Source organism: Amycolatopsis sp. DG1A-15b (genome assembly GCF_030285645.1).
In the GTDB taxonomy this organism is placed as follows: Bacteria; Actinomycetota; Actinomycetes; order Mycobacteriales; family Pseudonocardiaceae; genus Amycolatopsis.
Genome location: NZ_CP127296.1, coordinates 9,560,721 through 9,576,307, shown reverse-complemented (window position 1 = coordinate 9,576,307; position 15,587 = coordinate 9,560,721). Strand labels below are relative to the sequence as shown.

General features: G+C 72.5%; 12 protein-coding genes and 1 pseudogene. 4 read left to right on the top strand and 9 right to left on the bottom strand.

Going from position 1 to position 15,587, the window contains the following annotated elements; translation table 11 throughout:
* Window positions 1-42 precede the first annotated feature (42 nt).
* On the top strand, window positions 43-1,071 hold the full coding sequence (locus QRY02_RS44540; RefSeq protein ID WP_285988690.1) for an LLM class flavin-dependent oxidoreductase: 1,029 nt from the start codon (window positions 43-45) through the stop codon (window positions 1,069-1,071).
* Here QRY02_RS44540 and kstD read toward each other — a convergent pair.
* Both kstD and QRY02_RS49005 read right to left on the bottom strand, forming a co-directional pair.
* Window positions 1,068-2,792, bottom strand: coding sequence for a 3-oxosteroid 1-dehydrogenase (kstD, locus tag QRY02_RS44535; protein ID WP_285988689.1), 1,725 nt, complete (start codon window positions 2,790-2,792; stop codon window positions 1,068-1,070). The genes QRY02_RS44540 and kstD overlap by 4 nt on opposite strands.
* A gap of 224 nt (window positions 2,793-3,016) precedes the next feature.
* Window positions 3,017-4,075 carry a cytochrome P450 family protein gene (locus tag QRY02_RS49005; RefSeq protein ID WP_285988688.1) on the bottom strand — a complete coding sequence of 353 codons (1,059 nt, stop codon included), beginning with the start codon at window positions 4,073-4,075 and terminating at the stop codon, window positions 3,017-3,019.
* 190 nt (window positions 4,076-4,265) lie between these two features.
* On the opposite strand from QRY02_RS49005, the gene QRY02_RS44525 reads away from it, so the two are divergent.
* Window positions 4,266-4,967, top strand: coding sequence for an SDR family NAD(P)-dependent oxidoreductase (locus tag QRY02_RS44525; RefSeq protein WP_285994097.1), 702 nt, complete (start codon window positions 4,266-4,268; stop codon window positions 4,965-4,967).
* On the opposite strand, the gene QRY02_RS44520 is transcribed toward QRY02_RS44525, so the two are convergent.
* Window positions 4,964-6,244 (bottom strand): 6-phospho-beta-glucosidase, encoded by a 1,281-nt coding sequence (locus tag QRY02_RS44520; protein WP_285988687.1) that lies wholly within the window; start codon window positions 6,242-6,244, stop codon window positions 4,964-4,966. The genes QRY02_RS44525 and QRY02_RS44520 overlap by 4 nt on opposite strands.
* 220 nt (window positions 6,245-6,464) lie before the next feature.
* Between QRY02_RS44520 and QRY02_RS44515 the strand changes: the two genes are divergently transcribed.
* Window positions 6,465-7,490, top strand: coding sequence for a carbohydrate kinase family protein (locus tag QRY02_RS44515; protein WP_285988686.1), 1,026 nt, complete (start codon window positions 6,465-6,467; stop codon window positions 7,488-7,490).
* 41 nt (window positions 7,491-7,531) lie between these two features.
* Here the strand turns inward: QRY02_RS44515 and QRY02_RS44510 are convergent, their stop codons facing one another.
* Both QRY02_RS44510 and QRY02_RS44505 read right to left on the bottom strand, forming a co-directional pair.
* A complete protein-coding gene (locus QRY02_RS44510) occupies window positions 7,532-9,583 on the bottom strand; it encodes a PQQ-dependent sugar dehydrogenase (RefSeq protein WP_285988685.1) in 2,052 nt (683 codons plus the stop codon).
* Window positions 9,584-9,650: 67 nt separating this feature from the next.
* On the bottom strand, window positions 9,651-10,520 hold the full coding sequence (locus QRY02_RS44505) for an alpha/beta fold hydrolase (RefSeq protein WP_285988684.1): 870 nt from the start codon (window positions 10,518-10,520) through the stop codon (window positions 9,651-9,653).
* Window positions 10,521-10,617: 97 nt separating this feature from the next.
* Between QRY02_RS44505 and QRY02_RS44500 the strand changes: the two genes are divergently transcribed.
* On the top strand, window positions 10,618-11,184 hold the full coding sequence (locus tag QRY02_RS44500) for a CGNR zinc finger domain-containing protein (protein ID WP_285988683.1): 567 nt from the start codon (window positions 10,618-10,620) through the stop codon (window positions 11,182-11,184).
* Between the two features lie 34 nt (window positions 11,185-11,218).
* On the opposite strand, the pseudogene QRY02_RS44495 reads toward QRY02_RS44500, so the two are convergent.
* The 4 genes and pseudogenes from QRY02_RS44495 to QRY02_RS44480 form a co-directional block, all read right to left on the bottom strand.
* Window positions 11,219-11,973, bottom strand: a pseudogene (locus tag QRY02_RS44495) (SDR family NAD(P)-dependent oxidoreductase).
* Window positions 11,974-12,030: 57 nt separating this feature from the next.
* Entirely contained in the window at window positions 12,031-12,858 is an 828-nt protein-coding gene (locus tag QRY02_RS44490; RefSeq protein ID WP_285988682.1) for an SCO6745 family protein, read from the bottom strand.
* A gap of 9 nt (window positions 12,859-12,867) precedes the next feature.
* Window positions 12,868-13,668 (bottom strand): aspartate--tRNA(Asn) ligase, encoded by an 801-nt coding sequence (gene aspS, locus QRY02_RS44485; protein WP_285988681.1) that lies wholly within the window; start codon window positions 13,666-13,668, stop codon window positions 12,868-12,870.
* Window positions 13,669-14,370: 702 nt separating this feature from the next.
* Window positions 14,371-15,570, bottom strand: coding sequence for a cytochrome P450 (locus tag QRY02_RS44480; RefSeq protein WP_285988680.1), 1,200 nt, complete (start codon window positions 15,568-15,570; stop codon window positions 14,371-14,373).
* Between the last annotated feature and the right edge of the window lie 17 nt (window positions 15,571-15,587).

The window sequence follows — 15,587 nt, the reverse complement described above, 5'->3', positions numbered from 1 at the left end:
GGCCGGGGGAACGAATCCGCCCCGCAAGTAGTTGAGCGTTGTATGAAACTCGGCATCTACAGCTTCGGCGACCGCGCGCCGGACCCGCACACCGGCGAACAACCCACCGTCGCGCAGACGCTGGCCAACACCCTCGAGCGGATCAAGCTGGCCGACGAGCTGGGCCTCGGCTTCTACGGCCTCGGCGAGCACCACCTCGACCAGTACGCGATCTCCAACCCGGGCACCGTGCTGGCCGCCGCCGCGAGCGTCACCGACCAGATCACCTTGAGCTCCGCCGTGACCGTGCTGAGCACCGAGGACCCGGTCCGCGTCTACCAGCAGTTCACCACGCTCGACCAGCTGAGCCACGGCCGCGCCGAGCTGCTCGCCGGGCGCGGGTCGTTCACCGAGTCGTTCCCGCTGTTCGGCAACGACCTCGGCGACTACGACGAGCTCTTCGACGAGAAGCTCGCCCTGCTCCTGCGCATCGACCGCGAAGATCCGCTCACCTGGTCCGGCCGGTTCCGCCCGCCGCTGGAGAACGCGCGGATCCTGCCCCGGCCGTACGGAAAGCGCCTGCGCATCTCGATCGGCACCGGCGGCAACCCCGAGTCGTCGATCCGCGCCGGGCTGCTCGGCCTGCCGGTGGTGTACGCGGTGATCGGCGGGCAGCCCGAGCGCTTCGCCCCGCTGGTCGACCTCTACCGCCAGGCCGGCGAGGCCGGCGAACAGGACCTCGCGGACCTGCACGTCACCATGAGCGCGATCGGCTTCATCGCCGAGAAGTCCCAGGACGCCAAGGAAACGTTCTACCCGTACTGGCTGGAGACGATGAAGTACGGCGCCCGCGCCCGCGGCTGGGCGGTCCCGACCCGTGCCGAGTACGACGAGTACACCCGCGACGCGCAGGCGCTGTTCGTCGGCAGCCCGCAGGAGATCGCCGAACGCCTGATCGCAGTCGGCAAGCTCACCGGCGCGGACCGGTACGCGATGCAGATGGACTGGTCCGGCGTCCCGCACGCCGAGGTCATGCGGGCGATCGAACTCCTCGGCACCGAGGTGCTTCCGCTGGTGGAAAAGGAGTTCTAGACGTCGTTCGCGGCGATGTAGCCGAACGTCATCGCGGGGCCGATCGTCGACCCCGCGCCGGCGTAGCTGTGGCCCATCACCGCCGCGCTGGCGTTGCCGGCCGCGTACAGGCCGCGGATCACCGAGCCGTCCGGGCGCAGCACCCGCGCCCGGGCGTCCGTGCGCATGCCGCCCTTCGTGCCGAGGTCCCCGGGAACCAGCCGCAACGCGTAGTACGGCGCCGCCCACAACGGCGCCAGGCAGGAGTTCGGCGTCACCGAGGGATCCGTGTAGTAGTGGTCGTACGCGCTCGCGCCGCGCCGGAATTCGGGGTCGGCGCCGGACCGGGCGAAGCCGTTGAAGCGGTCCACAGTGGACTTCAACGCGGCCGGCGGCACGCCGATCTGCGCGCCGAGGTCCTGGACGGTCGACGCCTTGAAGACCGCGCCCGCGGCGTACCAGGCGTCCGGGAACGGCAGCAGCGGCGCGATGTCGCGGAACAGGTACCGGTTGCGGTAGTTCTGGTCGACGATCAGCCACGCCGGGATGTCCGGCGCCGACGGGTTCTTGTCGTACATCGTGTGCACGACGTCGCTGTAGGGCGCGGCTTCGTTGACGAACCGCTGCCCGGCCTGGTTCACGATCAGGCCGCCGGGGAGGGTCCGTTCGGCCAGGCAGAAGTACGGGTCGCCCGGCGTCGGGATGGCCGGGCCCCACCAGGCGTCCTCCATCAGGTCGAGGGCGGCGCCGGCGCGCTGCCCGGCGCGGTGGCCGTCGCCGGTGTTCTCCTTCGCGCCGACCGTCCAGTCGGTGCCGATCGGCTGCCGCTGGTACTGCGCGCGCATCGCCGCGTTGTGCTCGAACCCGCCGGAGCCGACGATCACGCCGCGCCGCGCCCGCACCAGCCCCTGCGGCGTCACGACACCGGTGACGGCGCCGCCTTCGACGTTCAGGTCGACGAGCGGGGTGTTGAGCAACACCGGGACGTTCGCGCGCTGGAGGCCGACGCGCAGGCCGGCGGCGAGCGACTGCCCCATGGTGAGCGGCTTCTGCCCGGCCAGCGCGGCGGCCGTGCCGCGGGCGAGGCACTCGGCGGCGACCGCGGCCCCCTTGGCGTTCACCAAGGCGAGGTTCAGCCACTTGTAGTCCGCGCTGAAGACGACGAGCCCGGGCGGCGTGGCGAGGTAGGGCGGGTTCAGGTTGGCCAGCTCGGCCCCCAGCAGGTGCCCGTCGAACTGGTCCGGCTCGATCGACCTGCCGTTCGGCAACCCGCCCGGCAGCTCCGGGTAGTAGTCGCTGTAGCCCTCCATGAAGCGGAACCGCAGCGGGCTGTTCGCCAAGACGAAGGCGATCATCGCCGGACCGTTGCGCAGGAAGGCTTCCTGCCGCGCGGCCGGGACATCCGGGCCGACGACGGCGGCGAGGTACTGCGCGGCCTTCGCGGGCGTGTCCGGCACCCCGGCGGCGAGCAGGACCGGGTTGTTGGGGATCCAGATGCCGGCGCCGGACCGGGCCGCGGAGCCCCCGAACGTCGGCGCCTTCTCGAGCACGACGACGCTCAGCCCGCGTTTGGCGGCGGTCAGCGCCGCGGTCATGCCCGCCGCCCCGGAGCCGACCACGACGACGTCGTACTCCGCCGACGGCGCCGCGGCGGCCGGGGCGGCCAGCCCGGCCGTCACGGCGAGGCCTGCGCCCGCGGCCGTGCCGCGGAGGAGCTGGCGGCGGGTCAGGTCGGCATCCATGGCGACTCCTCGCTCGCGGGAACGGCGAGGGCCATGATTTCCGGAGCGCGACGGAACTGGAACAGGTTCTACCCGAGTGGAGCAGTCGCGACGGGCGCTGCTCGGCCGATGGCGCCAAGGGGAACCGGCATTCGGCCCAGGTGCACGGGAGGGCCGAGCCACGCCTCCGGCCCACCGGATCCGCCGCCCGGGACGCGGGCGCCTCGCGGCGCCCGGCCGCCCGCTCAGGCGACCCAGGTCACCGGCACCCGGCGGCGCCCGGCCGCCGACTCACGCCCCAAATCACGGCACCTCGTGGCGTCCGGCCGCCGACTCAGGCCTCCCAGGTCACCGGCACCTCCTCGGGGCCGCGCACCGACAGCGGCGGCCGCCAGGTGATCGTCTCCGCCGGGTCCGCCAGTTCCAGGCCGGGCAGCCGGTCCACCAGCGCCCGCAGCGCGATCTCCCCCTCCAGCCGGGCCAGCGCCGCACCGAGGCAGAAATGGATGCCGTGGCCGAAGCCAAGCTGCGGGGCATCCTTGCGGTGGATGTCGAACTCCGCAGCCGCCGGGAACACGTTCTCGTCCCGGTTCGCCGCCCCGACGTGGGCCAGGACCACCTCGCCGCACCAGCACCCCGCCCAGCGTCACGTCCTCCAGCGCCACGCGCAGCAGGGAGGAGTCCACCGGGCCGTCGTAGCGCATGATCTCCTCGACCGCCCCCGGGGTCAGCGCGGGATCGGCGCGCAACGCCGCCAGCTGCTCCGGATGCCGGCACAGCAGGTCCTCGTCGCGGGCGTGCACGAGGGCGCTCAGGAAGTCGTCCGCGGGACGTGCCAGCTTCTCCGCCACCAGCGCGGCCATGTCCTCGGCGCCGTCACGCCGCGCCCGCTCGATGTCGGCGGGTGCGTGCTGCATCGGCGTCACGATCACCCGCGACCACTGCCGGAACCGCTCGCGGCCGGCGAACGGGACGCCCAGCAGCTCGCACATGACGGCGGTCGGCAGCGGGAAGGCGAACGCCTCGACCAGGTCCACCGGCGGGCCGTGCGCGACCATCGCCGCCAGCAGCCCGTCGGCGATCTCCTGGATCCGGGGCCGCAGCGCGGCGATCCGGCGGACGGTGAACGCCTGGGCCGACAGCCGCCGCAGCCGCGTGTGGCCGGGCGGGTCCATGTTGAGGATGCTGTGCTCGCCGGTCGAGAAGTCGCCCGGCTCGATCAGGCACGGCGCGCCCGGGTACAGCAGGTTGCGGCTGAACCGCGAATCGCAGAAGACCGTGCGGACGTCGTCGTAGCGCGTCACCAGCCAGCCTTCGTGGCCACTCGGGAACGCGATCCGGACGCCGGAATCCGCCCGGACGGCCGCACGGTCGGAGCCAATCGTGATCCATTGTGGACAGTACCGCCCCAGGGAAAAGTTGACGGCACCCTCAGCTTGTGACTAAGTTGAGGAAGTTCTCAATTTAGTCGAGGAGGAGGTTCCCTTGCCGAAAGTGCTCGCCGTCCTGGGCGTCGGTCCCGGGCTCGGCCTGTCGATCGCCCACCGCTTCGGCCGCGAAGGCTTCACGACGGCGCTGGTTTCCCGCACCGACGCCCGGCACGCGTCGTACCGCGCGTCCCTGGCCGGGATCGATGCCCGCACCTACACGGCCGACGTGACCGACGAAGCCCAGCTCCGCGACGTGCTCGTCCGCATCACCGCCGACGCCGGCGAGATCGACACGGTGTACTTCGGGCCGGCCGACGCCACGTCCGGGCCGGGCATCACGCCGCTCCCCGAAGCCGGCGCGGGCACCCTCCGCGCGTCGTTCGACGCCGCCGTGGTCCCGGCGGCGAAACTCGTCGAAGCGGTGCTCCCGGGCCTGCTGGCGCGCGGTTCGGGTTCGCTGCTCTTCGCCGGCGGCCTGAGCGGCAAGTACCCGATGCCGATGCTCGGCAGCCTCGCCCCGGCGTCGGCGGCATTGCGGATGTACGTGCTCACGCTGCACGCGGCCCTGCGGGAGAAGGGCGTCCACGCCGGAATCCTGACCATCGGCGGCCTCATCGAGCGCGGCGACATCCACCGCGTGTTCACCTCGCAGGACCACGGCTTCACCGTGGGCACGCTCGATCCGGACGACATCGCCGAGAAGGCGTGGGAGCTCCGCACGGAGCGGGAAGCCGAAGCGGAGTTCAACGCGATGGCGGCGGTCTAGGCGAGGTAGGCGAGTTCCGGGTGCGCGGCGACGTAGGCGTCGAGCAGCCGCCGGGCCACCGGCACCGAGGCGACCAGCGGGTGCAGCGCGAACGCCCGCAGCGCCGCCGCCCGGGAACCCGTCGTCGCCGCCTCGATCGTCGCCCGCTCGACCGCCTTGACCGTCGTCACCAGGCCCAGCGCGTGGTCCGCCAGCGGCGCCACGCCGAGCGGGCGGGCGCCGTCCGCGCCGACCGCGCACGGGACTTCGACGATCGCGTCACCCGGCACGCCCGGAAGTGCGGAACCGTTGCGGACGTTGAGGATCAGCGTCGCGCGTTCGCCGTGCGCGAGGGCGCGCATCAAGGCCAGTGCGACCTTCTCGTAGCCGCCGCCCTCGAGGTCGTCACGCTCCCCTTCGCGCGTCTCGGCCATGTACGTCGCTTCACGCTCGAGGCGCGTGCGTTCCCACGACGCCAGCGAAGGTTCCGCGTAGAAACCGCGTTGCTGCTCGAGGAGGAACGCCCCGCGCGACTCCGCGCCGGCGGCCTCGCGGGCGAAGTAGTAATAGTGCAGGTACTCGTTGGGCACCGCGCCCAGCGTGCGCAGCCAGTCCGCGCCGAAGAGCTTGCCCTCCTCGAACGACTCGCACGCGGCGGTGTCGGCGAGCAGCCGCGGCAGGACGTCCTCGCCGCCGACCCGGACCGAGCGGAGCCAGCCGAGGTGGTTGAGCCCCGCGTAGTCGAACCGCGCCGCCGCCGCGTCGACCCCGAGAGCCCGGGCGACGCGGCGGCACAGCCCGGCCGGGGAATCGCAGATGCCGATCACCCGGCCGCCGAGGTGCGCGGCCATCGCTTCGGTGACCATCCCGGCGGGGTTGGTGAAGTTGATGACCCACGCACGCGGCGCCAGCTCGCCGATCAGCCGCGCGAGGGCGACCGCGACCGGGACCGTCCGCAGCCCGTAGGCGATCCCGCCCGCGCCGGCCGTTTCCTGCCCCAGCACGCCTTCCGCGTGCGCGACCTGCTCGTCCAGCCGCCGGCCGCGCAGGCCGCCGACGCGGATGGCCGAAAACACGAAGTCCACATCGGACACCGCGGCGGCCAGGTCGGTGGTGGTGCGCACCCGCGGCGCGTTCGCCGCGCCGTCGGCCTGCTCGGCCAGGACCCGTTCGATCGCCGCGAGGCGACCGGCGTCGACGTCGTGCAGGACGAGCTCGGTGACTTCGCCGCCGGCCAGCAGTGCCCCGTGCACCAGCGGCACGCGGAAACCGCCGCCGCCGAGGATCGCCAGCCTCATCGCGAGACGCTTTGCTCGATCGGATGACGCATCAGGTGTTCCGGGGGTCCGGGTGGCGGAGCCCCCGGCCCGGAGCGAAGCTCCGGATGACAGCCGGGCCGCATCCGGCGACCATAGCAGCCGGGAGCACGCAATCCGCGGCTCGACCGGCCGACCTCTTGCGAATCTCGCGCCGCTGACGCAGGCTCGGGCCACCGTTGCGTGATCCGTGGAGGCGCCCGTGCCGGCTGAGCCCGCACCCGAAATCGATGTCTTCCTGTCCGGCCTGCTGTTCTTCGACCTGGTCTTCACCGGGCTCGAACACCCGCCGGCCCCGGGCACCGAGGTGTGGACGGGCGGCATGGGCTCGGGACCGGGCGGGATCGCGAACTTCGCGGTCGCGCTGAGCCGCCTCGGCCTGCGCACGTCCTTGGCGGCGGCGTTCGGCACCGACGTCTACGGGCGCTACTGCTGGGACGTGCTGGCCCGCCAGGAGCACATCGACCTGTCGCGGTCGCGGCGGTTCCCGGAGTGGCACTCGCCGGTGACGGTCTCGCTGGCTTACGCGGGCGACCGCGCGATGGTCACCCACGGCCACCCGCCACCCGTCCCGGTCGCGGAACTCGCCGGTTCGCCGCCGTCGAGCCGGGCGACGGTGGCGCACATCGGCCTCGACACGGCCGAGTGGGTCCACACCGCACACCAGTCGGGCAGCCTCGTGTTCGCCGACGTCGGCTGGGACCCGTCCGAGGCCTGGTCGCCGGCGCTGCTGGAGCAGCTGGCGTGCTGCCACGCCTTCCTGCCGAACGAAGTCGAAGCCCTGCGCTACACCCGCACGGACACCGCCGAAGCGGCGCTGGCCAGGCTGGCGGACCTGGTCCCGATCGCGGTGATCACCCGCGGCGGCGAGGGCGTGCTGGCGGTGGACGGGACGACCGGCGAGACGGCGGCGGTCCCGGCGCTCCCGGTCGACGTGCTGGACGCCACCGGCGCGGGCGACGTGTTCGGCGCCGGTTTCGTGGCCGCGACGCTGACGGGCTGGCCCCTGGTGGAGCGCCTCCGGTTCGCGTGCCTGACGGCGAGCCTGTCGGTGCAGCACTTCGGCGGCGCGCTGGCGGCCCCGGGCTGGCACGAGATCGCCCAGTGGCACGCGCGGACCCGCAGCCCGGAGTACGCGTTCCTGGACGAAGTGCTGCCGTCGGAGACGGTGGCGGGGATCCGCCGCGGCCCGGTGACCCTCGGCTTCGGCGACGACGGCTGGCGCTGACCGGGGACCGTGATCTCCGTCGGCCCCCGGTCAGCGCGGCCTCACCCCACCGACACCCGCAGGATCTTGTTGTGGCTGTTGTGCGGCGTGCTGTCCTTGTCACCGTCCACACTGGTCGCCAGCCACAGCTGCCCGTCCGGAGCGGGCTCGACCGTGCGGAGCCGCCCGTACGTGCCGTTGAAGAACGTCCGGAAGTTCGTCAGCGAGCTGCCGCTGATCACCGCGCGGTAGAGCCGCGCGCCGCGCTGGCAGGCCACGTAAAGCGCGTCACGGATGATCGTGATGCCGCTGCACGAGCCCTGCGCCACCGGGTACGTCTTCTTCGGCGCGATGAACCCGTCGCACGAACCCGACGTTCCCTCGCAGGAGGGCCAGCCGTAGTTGCCGCCCTTCACGATCAGGTTCGTCTCGTCCATGATGCTGTTGCCGAACTCCTGCTCCCACAGCCTGCCCTGCGAGTCGAACGCCAGACCCTGGACGTTCCGGTGCCCGTAGCTCCACACCGCGTTGTGGAACGGGTTGTCCGCCGGGATCGTGCCGTCCGGGTTGATCCGCAGCACCTTTCCGTTGGGGCTGCTGGTGTTCGGGGCGTTGCTGCTGTTCTGCGCGTCACCCGTGCCCGCGAACAGGTACCGGCCGTCCGGGCTGAACCGCAGCCGGCCACCGTTGTGGAACTTGTTGCGCGCGATGCCGGTCAGCAGGATCTGCTCGGTGCTCGTGGTCAGCGAGTCGGCGGCCGGGTCGTACTTGATCCGCACGATCCGGTTGTCGTTCGGCGAAGTGTGCATGATGTACAGCCAGTGGTCGGACGCGAACGACGCCGGGTTGATCTCCAGCCCGGTCAGCCCGCCTTCGCCGTCGGTGCTCTGGACGTTCGGCACGGTTCCGATCGTCTTCTTGGCGCCGGTCTTCGGGTTGAGGTGGACGACGGCGTGCGCGTCGCGCTGGTTGTAGAGGATCGTGCCGTCCGGCAGGGTCACCAGGCCCCACACGACGTCGTCGTCGGTGCCGGCCTGCGTGGCGCCGCAGACACCCTGCGACGGCGTGCAGTTCGAGCCACCGGTGGTGGTGACGTCCAGGACCGGCGTGCTCGGCTCGCTGAGGTTGCCGTTCGCGTCGAAGGCCCGCACCTGCAGGTGGTACGCCGTGTTCGGGGTCAGGCCGCCGAGCGTGGTGTTCGTCGTGTCGGACGTCCCGACCTGCGTGCCGCCGTCGTAGATCCGGTAGCCGCTGACCCCCACTTCGTCGGTCGACGCCGTCCACGCGAGGCCGATCGACGTGCTGTCGACCGCGGTCGTGTGCAGGTTCGACGGCGCCGACGGCGGCGTGTGGTCGTCGGACGGCGGCGTCTTCACCTGCAGCGTCCCGCTGGCCTGCGAGACGTTCCCGGCCGCGTCCCGGGCGTTGACGTAGAAGCCGTAGCTGCCGTTCGGGCCGAGGTTGCCGCAGGTCGCCGTCAGCGCGCCGGTCGTGCTCGCGCAGAGCTGGCCGTCGCGGTAGACGTCGTAGCCCGTGACGCCGACGTCGTCGGTGGCCGCGGTCCACTCGATCGTGGCGCTGGTCGGCGTGACCCCGGCGAGCGTCGGCGTGCCGGGCGGTGACGGCGGCCGGACGTCGCCGGCCGAGCCGTAGACGCCGAATTCCTGCAGCGAGTAGCCCTTCGACGCGTCGGTGCGGCAGCGTTTGGTGCCGTAGACCCGGACGTACCGGCCGGTGCCGTCGAGCGAGGTCAGGTCCTCGACGCCGCCCTTGCCCGCGTCCGTCGAGTAGATCTTCGTCCAGGCGACGTGGTCGGCCGAGGTGTCGATTTCGTAGGCGGTGGCGCAGGAAGCGTCCCACTGCAGCCGGACGCGGCTGACGTGCACCGCCGCGCCGAGGTCGACGTAAATCCACTGTGGATCGACGCCCGCCGCGCTGGCCCAGCGGGTCGCGCTGTCGCCGTCGACCGCGTTCGCCGCCGGGCAGCAGCCACCCGACGACGACGCCGTCACCGGCTTACCTTGGGAGAGCAGGGGATCCGCGGCCGCCGCCGGGGTGATCGCCGCGGCGGCGAGCGCGATCGCGATCGCCCCCGCCCGAATCAGTCGACTCATACCGTCCTCCATGGCTGATGACGACGGCGGAGTGCGAATCGACCCTACGAGCGCGCCGGACCGGTGGTCAACTGGCGTCCCGGTCAACGGGCAGCACCCGTCCGAGGAACCCCCGGATGTACCCGGCGATGGCGTCCAAGTGCGTCTCGAGCGCGAAATGCCCGGAGTCGAGCAGGTGGATTTCGGCGTCGGGCAGGTCGCGGGCGTACGCGCGGGCGCCGTCGGCGACGAAGATTTCGTCGTTGCCGCCCCAGACCGCGAGCAGCGGGACCCGGCTGGTCCGGAAGTACTCGTGGAACTTCGGGTACCAGCCGATGTTGTGGTGGTAGTCGGCGAGCAGCGCCTGCTGGATCGCCGCGGCGCCGGGGCGGTCCAGCAGCGCCTGGTCGTGGATCCAGACGTCCGGGCTGACCAGCGACGGGTCGGGCACGCCGTCGAGGTACTGCGCCCGGGTGGCCTCGAGGGTGACCATGCCGCGCAGGTCGTCCTCGGACAGCGTGCCGGCGGCGAGCTTCTGCGGCAGCCCGGCGCCCAGGCCGTCGACGTAGGCGTTGCCGTTCTGCGTGACGATCGCGGTCACCCGATCGGGGTGCGCGGCCGCGATCCGGAGGCCCACCGGCGCACCGAAGTCCTGGATGTAGAGCGCGAAGCGGCCGAGGCCGATCTGGTCGAGCAGGCCGAGCGTGAGTTCGGCGAGCGCGTCGAAGGTGTAGGTGAAGTCGCTGGTGGGCGGCGCATCGGACGCGCCCGCGCCGAGGTAGTCCGGCGCGATGACGTGGTAGCGGTCGGCCAGCGCCGGGATGAGGTGCCGGAACATGTGCGAGCTCGTCGGGAAGCCGTGCAGCAGCACGATCGTGGGCGCCCCGGCGGGGCCGGCCTCCCGGTAGAACAGCCGGTGCCCGGCGACGGTGGCGTAGCGGTGGCGAACGGTGACCACGGCGGTCTCCTCTCATGTTTATTTTTTATTTATCCATGAGATGGCGTAGGCTGTCAACGGTCGGGGACACTTCGGGAACGGACTTCGGGAGGCGGACATGGTCACGGCGGCACCGGGCGAGGACCGCTCGCCGGCACTGGCACTGGTCAACACCCGGCGGCTGACCGCCGCCGGCCAGGTCGACGACCTCGCCTCCCCCGGCGCGGCCACGGACTGGCTGCGGCGGCACGGACTCGCGGCGGCCGTCTCCGGCCCGGACGAGCTGGGCCGCCTGACGGACCTGCGCGCCGCGGTCCGCGAACTGCTGGCCGCGCTCGCGGACGGCCGCGCACCGGAGGCCACCGCCGTGGACACGGTGAACGCGGCCGCCCGCGCCGACGCGGCCGCGCCCCGGCTCACCTGGCGGAACGGGCCGGTGCGTGAATGGCACAGCACCCGGCCGGGCAGCGCCGACGCGGCGGTGGCGGCCTTGGCGCGGGACGCGATCGAGGTGGTCGGCGGCGAGCTGGGGCCGCTGGTGCGCCCGTGCGAGGCCCACGGCTGCATCAGGTACTACGTCCGCGAGCACGCCCGCCGCCGCTGGTGTTCGACAACCTGCGGCGACCGGGTACGGGCGGCCCGGCATCACCGGTTGGTGGTCGAACAGCGCGAGGGGTCCCGGTGAAGTGCCCGGTGGGCCTGCGCCCGGCGCACCACCCCTAGTCGACCAACGCTCCGCAGCTGACGTTGACCGTCGCCGCCGTCATCGATGCCGCTCGGTCCGATGCCACGAAGGCCGCTACCGCGCCCACGTCGGCCAGCGTCGCCGCGCGGCCCACCATCGTCTTGGCCACGATGCTCTCCTCGATGGCGTCGCGGCCCGGGAAGCCCGCCGGGAGCGTCTCCGGGATGCCGCCCGTCCGGAGCGTCACCGTGCGGATCCCGTGCGGGCCCAGCTCGGCCGCGAGCTGGCGGCGCATCGCCTCGAGCGCGTGGAACGCCACCTGCAGCCCGCCGACCGCGAACTCGCGCACCGGCTCAGCCGCGCCCCGAAGAACAGGATCGCCCCGGACCTGCGCGCGATCATGTGCCGGGCCGCCGCGCGGGCGGTCAGGAACTGGGTGCGCACGGCCGTCACCACCGGGCGTTCGTAGTCCGCGAGCGCCATGTCCACCAGCGGCGTGCCCTGGACGTCGCCGTGGGCGATGAGGTTGACCGAGACGTCGATCCCGCCCTCGGCCGCCACCGCCGCGGCGTGCTCGTCCACCGCTCGCTCGTCGAGGGCGTCGACCGCCGCCGTCTCGGCCTGGCCGCCGGCCGCGCGGATGCGGTCGGCCACCTCGTCGAGCCGGGCCCTGGTCCGGCCGGCGAGGAACACCCGCGCGCCTTCCTCGGCGAAAGCGGTGGCGACGGCCGTGCCGATCCGGCCGGCGCCGCCGTAGACGATCGCGTTCTTGCCGGCGAGCAATGTCATGAAGTCCTCCCATGTCCGGTCACCCGTGCGTCGAACGGCCGGACCCGGAATCGACACTCAGGGCCGCGGGACTCCCACCGGGTTCGGCACGGTGACCAGCCCGCGGTCGATCACCGCCCGGCTCAGCGGCACCGCCAGCGCCAGCAGCCGCTCGACGTCGGGGCCCAGCGCCGCCACCGGCGCCGCCGCCAGCCGGTCCGTGTCGTCCTCGATCCCGCGGCGCAGGTCACGGCCCGCGTCGGTCAGGACGCCGTCCTCGTCGAGGAGCCCGCGGGCCCGCAGCCGGTCCACCGCCGCGTCCCACTGCGCGTCCGACCAGCCGCGATGGGGCTGGATGTCCGCGCGGGCGATCACTCCGTCACCGATGTGGGTGAGGGTCGTCTCCAAGCCGCTCAGCCCCGCGTGGACCGCCGCCAGGACGTGGCCGTCGCCGCGGTGCTCGCGCAGGATCGTCGCCGCCAGCCACAGCCGCGACAGCGGATCCGCCGGCTTCGGCACGCCCGCCCACGCCGCCGCGAGCGGGCGGCCGCCGAACTCGCACGCGTCCACTGCCCGCCAGAGCAGCGCGCTCAGCTCCGGGACGTCGTCTGCGACCGAGCGCAACGCCGACGCCACCGCCTCCATCCGGGACGCGACGACGGCCTCGGGCGAGGCGAACGACCACGCGTCGGGCAACGCCCGGGCCACCATCGCCGGCGCGAAGCCGAACAACATCGCCGTCGCCGGTTCGGGGCCGATCGGGCCCAGGGGCGCCAGCCGCCCCGCGAAGTACCCCATCCAGTAGCCGCGCAAGCCGGCCGCCTTCGCCGCTTCGGCCGTCTGGGGCGCGAAGTAGACGACGGCGTGCAACGGTTCCACGGCCGCCCAGAGGCGACGAGCTGTCATGGGCCCTCCTCACGGGGTCAGCCGGTGCAGGTCGCGCGGGAACAGCGTGACCTCCCGGACGTTCGCGGCGCCGAGCAGCCGCGCGGTCCAGCGTTCCAGACCGATGGCGAAGCCGCCGTGGGGCGGCATGCCGTGCGCGAACGCCTGCAGGTAGCCGGCGTAGTCCGGCGCGGCGTCCCCGAGGACCGCGAGGTAGTCGGCGTACCGGTGGAGGCGCTGGCCGCCGGTCACCAGCTCGACACCGCGGAAGAGCAGGTCGAAGCTGTTCGAGTAGCCGGGCCGCGTGGGGTCCGGGTGGGTGTAGAACGGGCGTTTCGCCATCGGGTAGCCGGTCACGAACAGGAAGTCCGACCCGTGCTCGCGCCGCGCCCACTCCGACAGCGCCCGCTCGTGCGCGGGCGCGAGGTCCGGCTCGTCCGGGTCCGCCGCCACGAGGGTCACCGCGTCCGCGAAGTGGATCTCCGGGATTTCGGCGGGGACGGTGACCAGCGCCGGGTCCGCCATCCCGGCGAGGACTTCGCGCAGCACGGCCATGACGTCGCGGTGGTCCCGGATGAACCCCAGTTCGACGTCGAGGCTGGTGTACTGCGCGAGGTGCCGGGCGGTGTCGTGCGGCTCGGCGCGGAAGACCGGGCCGACCTCGTAGACGCGTTCGAAGACGCCGACGAGCGCCTGCTTGAACAACTGCGGCGACTGCGCGAGGTAGGCCCGGCGGCCGAAGTAGTCGATGCCGAAGACGTTCGCCCCGGATTCGGTCGCCGACGCCACGATCTTCGGCGTGTGCACCTCGATGAAGCCGAGATTGTCCAAGTGGACCGGAAGCCGCAGACGGCCGCCGCGGCGACGGCGAAACGTTCCTTCAGCGCAGGATGGCGCAGGGCGACGGGGGCGTGGTCGAGAATCGTCGGCAGCGACGCCGTGACGGCGGGCCGGCAGAGGTCGAACGGCGGTTTCACCGCCTCCGCCAGCGTCTCCACCACGGGCTCGGTCAGCTCGACCCCGCCGGACAGGCGGGTTGCTCACAGGGTGACTCACTTGTGGAAAACCTCCAGCGGCGCGGGCCGAATCGGAGGTTCAGTCGGTGGGGGCCGATAGACTGGACTTGGGACGCCCCCCCCGGAGAGGGTGGGGGCTGCTGTTCTCTCTCTTGCCCCGGCGGCAACAACTGAGGCGCCGACGTACCGGGGCAGGTCGGCGGCCAGAACACGAGAACTCATCGCACTCCCAACTCGGATCCCTCGGGAGTGCGGGCGACTAGGGGAATCGCGGTGCCACCGCACTTTCACCACTCGGAAGGCGGCCTCATCGCGGCCCGGTGACGGGGGCCGGCCGGCGGGGCATGGGGCGCGGGCGCCGTTCCTCCCCGCACTCCGGAGGGTCTTCGCCGCCGGGCACGGGACCGCCTTCCCAGCTGCCGGCGGCTCTCTGGACCCGTGCGATCCGGGACTACTCGTCTCCATCAGCGCGTTGCCGATCACGGTAACGGCCGAGCCGGGAAGACGCTTCCGATTTTCACCCCCAGGCGACCGGCAGCTCCCGGACCCCGTACACGAGCGTGTTGTGCTTGTACTCCAGCTCCTCCCGCGGCACCGCCGCCCGCAGGTCGGGCACCCGGCGGAACAACCCGGTCAACGCCTCCTGCAGCTCCACCCGCGCCAGCTGCTGCCCGACGCACTGGTGCGCCCCGAACCCGAACGCCACGTGCGTCCGCGGCGACTCACGGTCGAAGTCGAGCTCGTCCGCGTCCGGGAACACCGACTCGTCGCGGTTGGCCGAGTTCAGCGCGGCCACGAGCCACTCGCCCGCCCGAACCGACCGGGAGCCGACCTGGACGTCCGAAGTCGCGTACCGCAGCACACCCCACTGCACCACCGACAGGTACCGCAGCAGTTCCTCCACCGCCCGCTCCGGTGCGGCGAGCACCACTTCGCGCTGTTCCGGGTGTTCCAGCAGCACCAACGTGCTCAACGCGATCATGTTGGCCGTCGTCTCGTGGCCGGCCACCAGGAGGCTGAGCCCGAGCACGACCAGCTCCTCCATCGTCAGCGGGTCGCCGGCACCGGCGACCGAAAGCCTGCTGAACAGATCGTCCTGCGGATTCCGCTGCTTCGCGGTGAACAACTCGGCCAAATAGCCGGAAAGCGCGTCGTACGCCTGCTCGCCTTCCTCCCGCGTCGCGTCGGTGCTGACGAGCGTCGTGCTCTGCCGCTGGAAGTGGGCGCGGTCGGCGTACGGGACGCCGAGCAGCTCGCAGATCACCAGCGACGGGATCGGCAACGCGAAGTCCTGCACCAGATCCGCGCGGCCCGGCTTGACGAGCATCGCGTCGAGGTGGCTCTCCACCAGCTCCTTGACGTACCCGCGCAGCGCCTCCACGCGCCGCACCGTGAACTCCGCGATCACCTTCTTCCGCAGCCGCGAATGGGCCGCGCCGTCGAGCTGGATGATCGAACCCGGGCTGACTTCGAAGTCGAGGTCGGCGTTCGGGTTCGCGTGCACCGAAGACGCGCCGCGCGAGCTCATCGTGCGGTCGGCGAGCACCGCGCGGACGTCGGCGTAGCGCGTCACCAGCCAGGCGTCCATGCCCGCCGGGCACCGCACCTTCGACGTGGGCGCGGTTTCCCGGAGAGTGGCGTAGTTCCCGGGCGGGTCGAACGGGCAGCCGGCGGGCCGGGTCGTCGGGAGGGCCGGGGTTGCGGGTGCGGCCGTCACGGCGGATCACCTCTCTC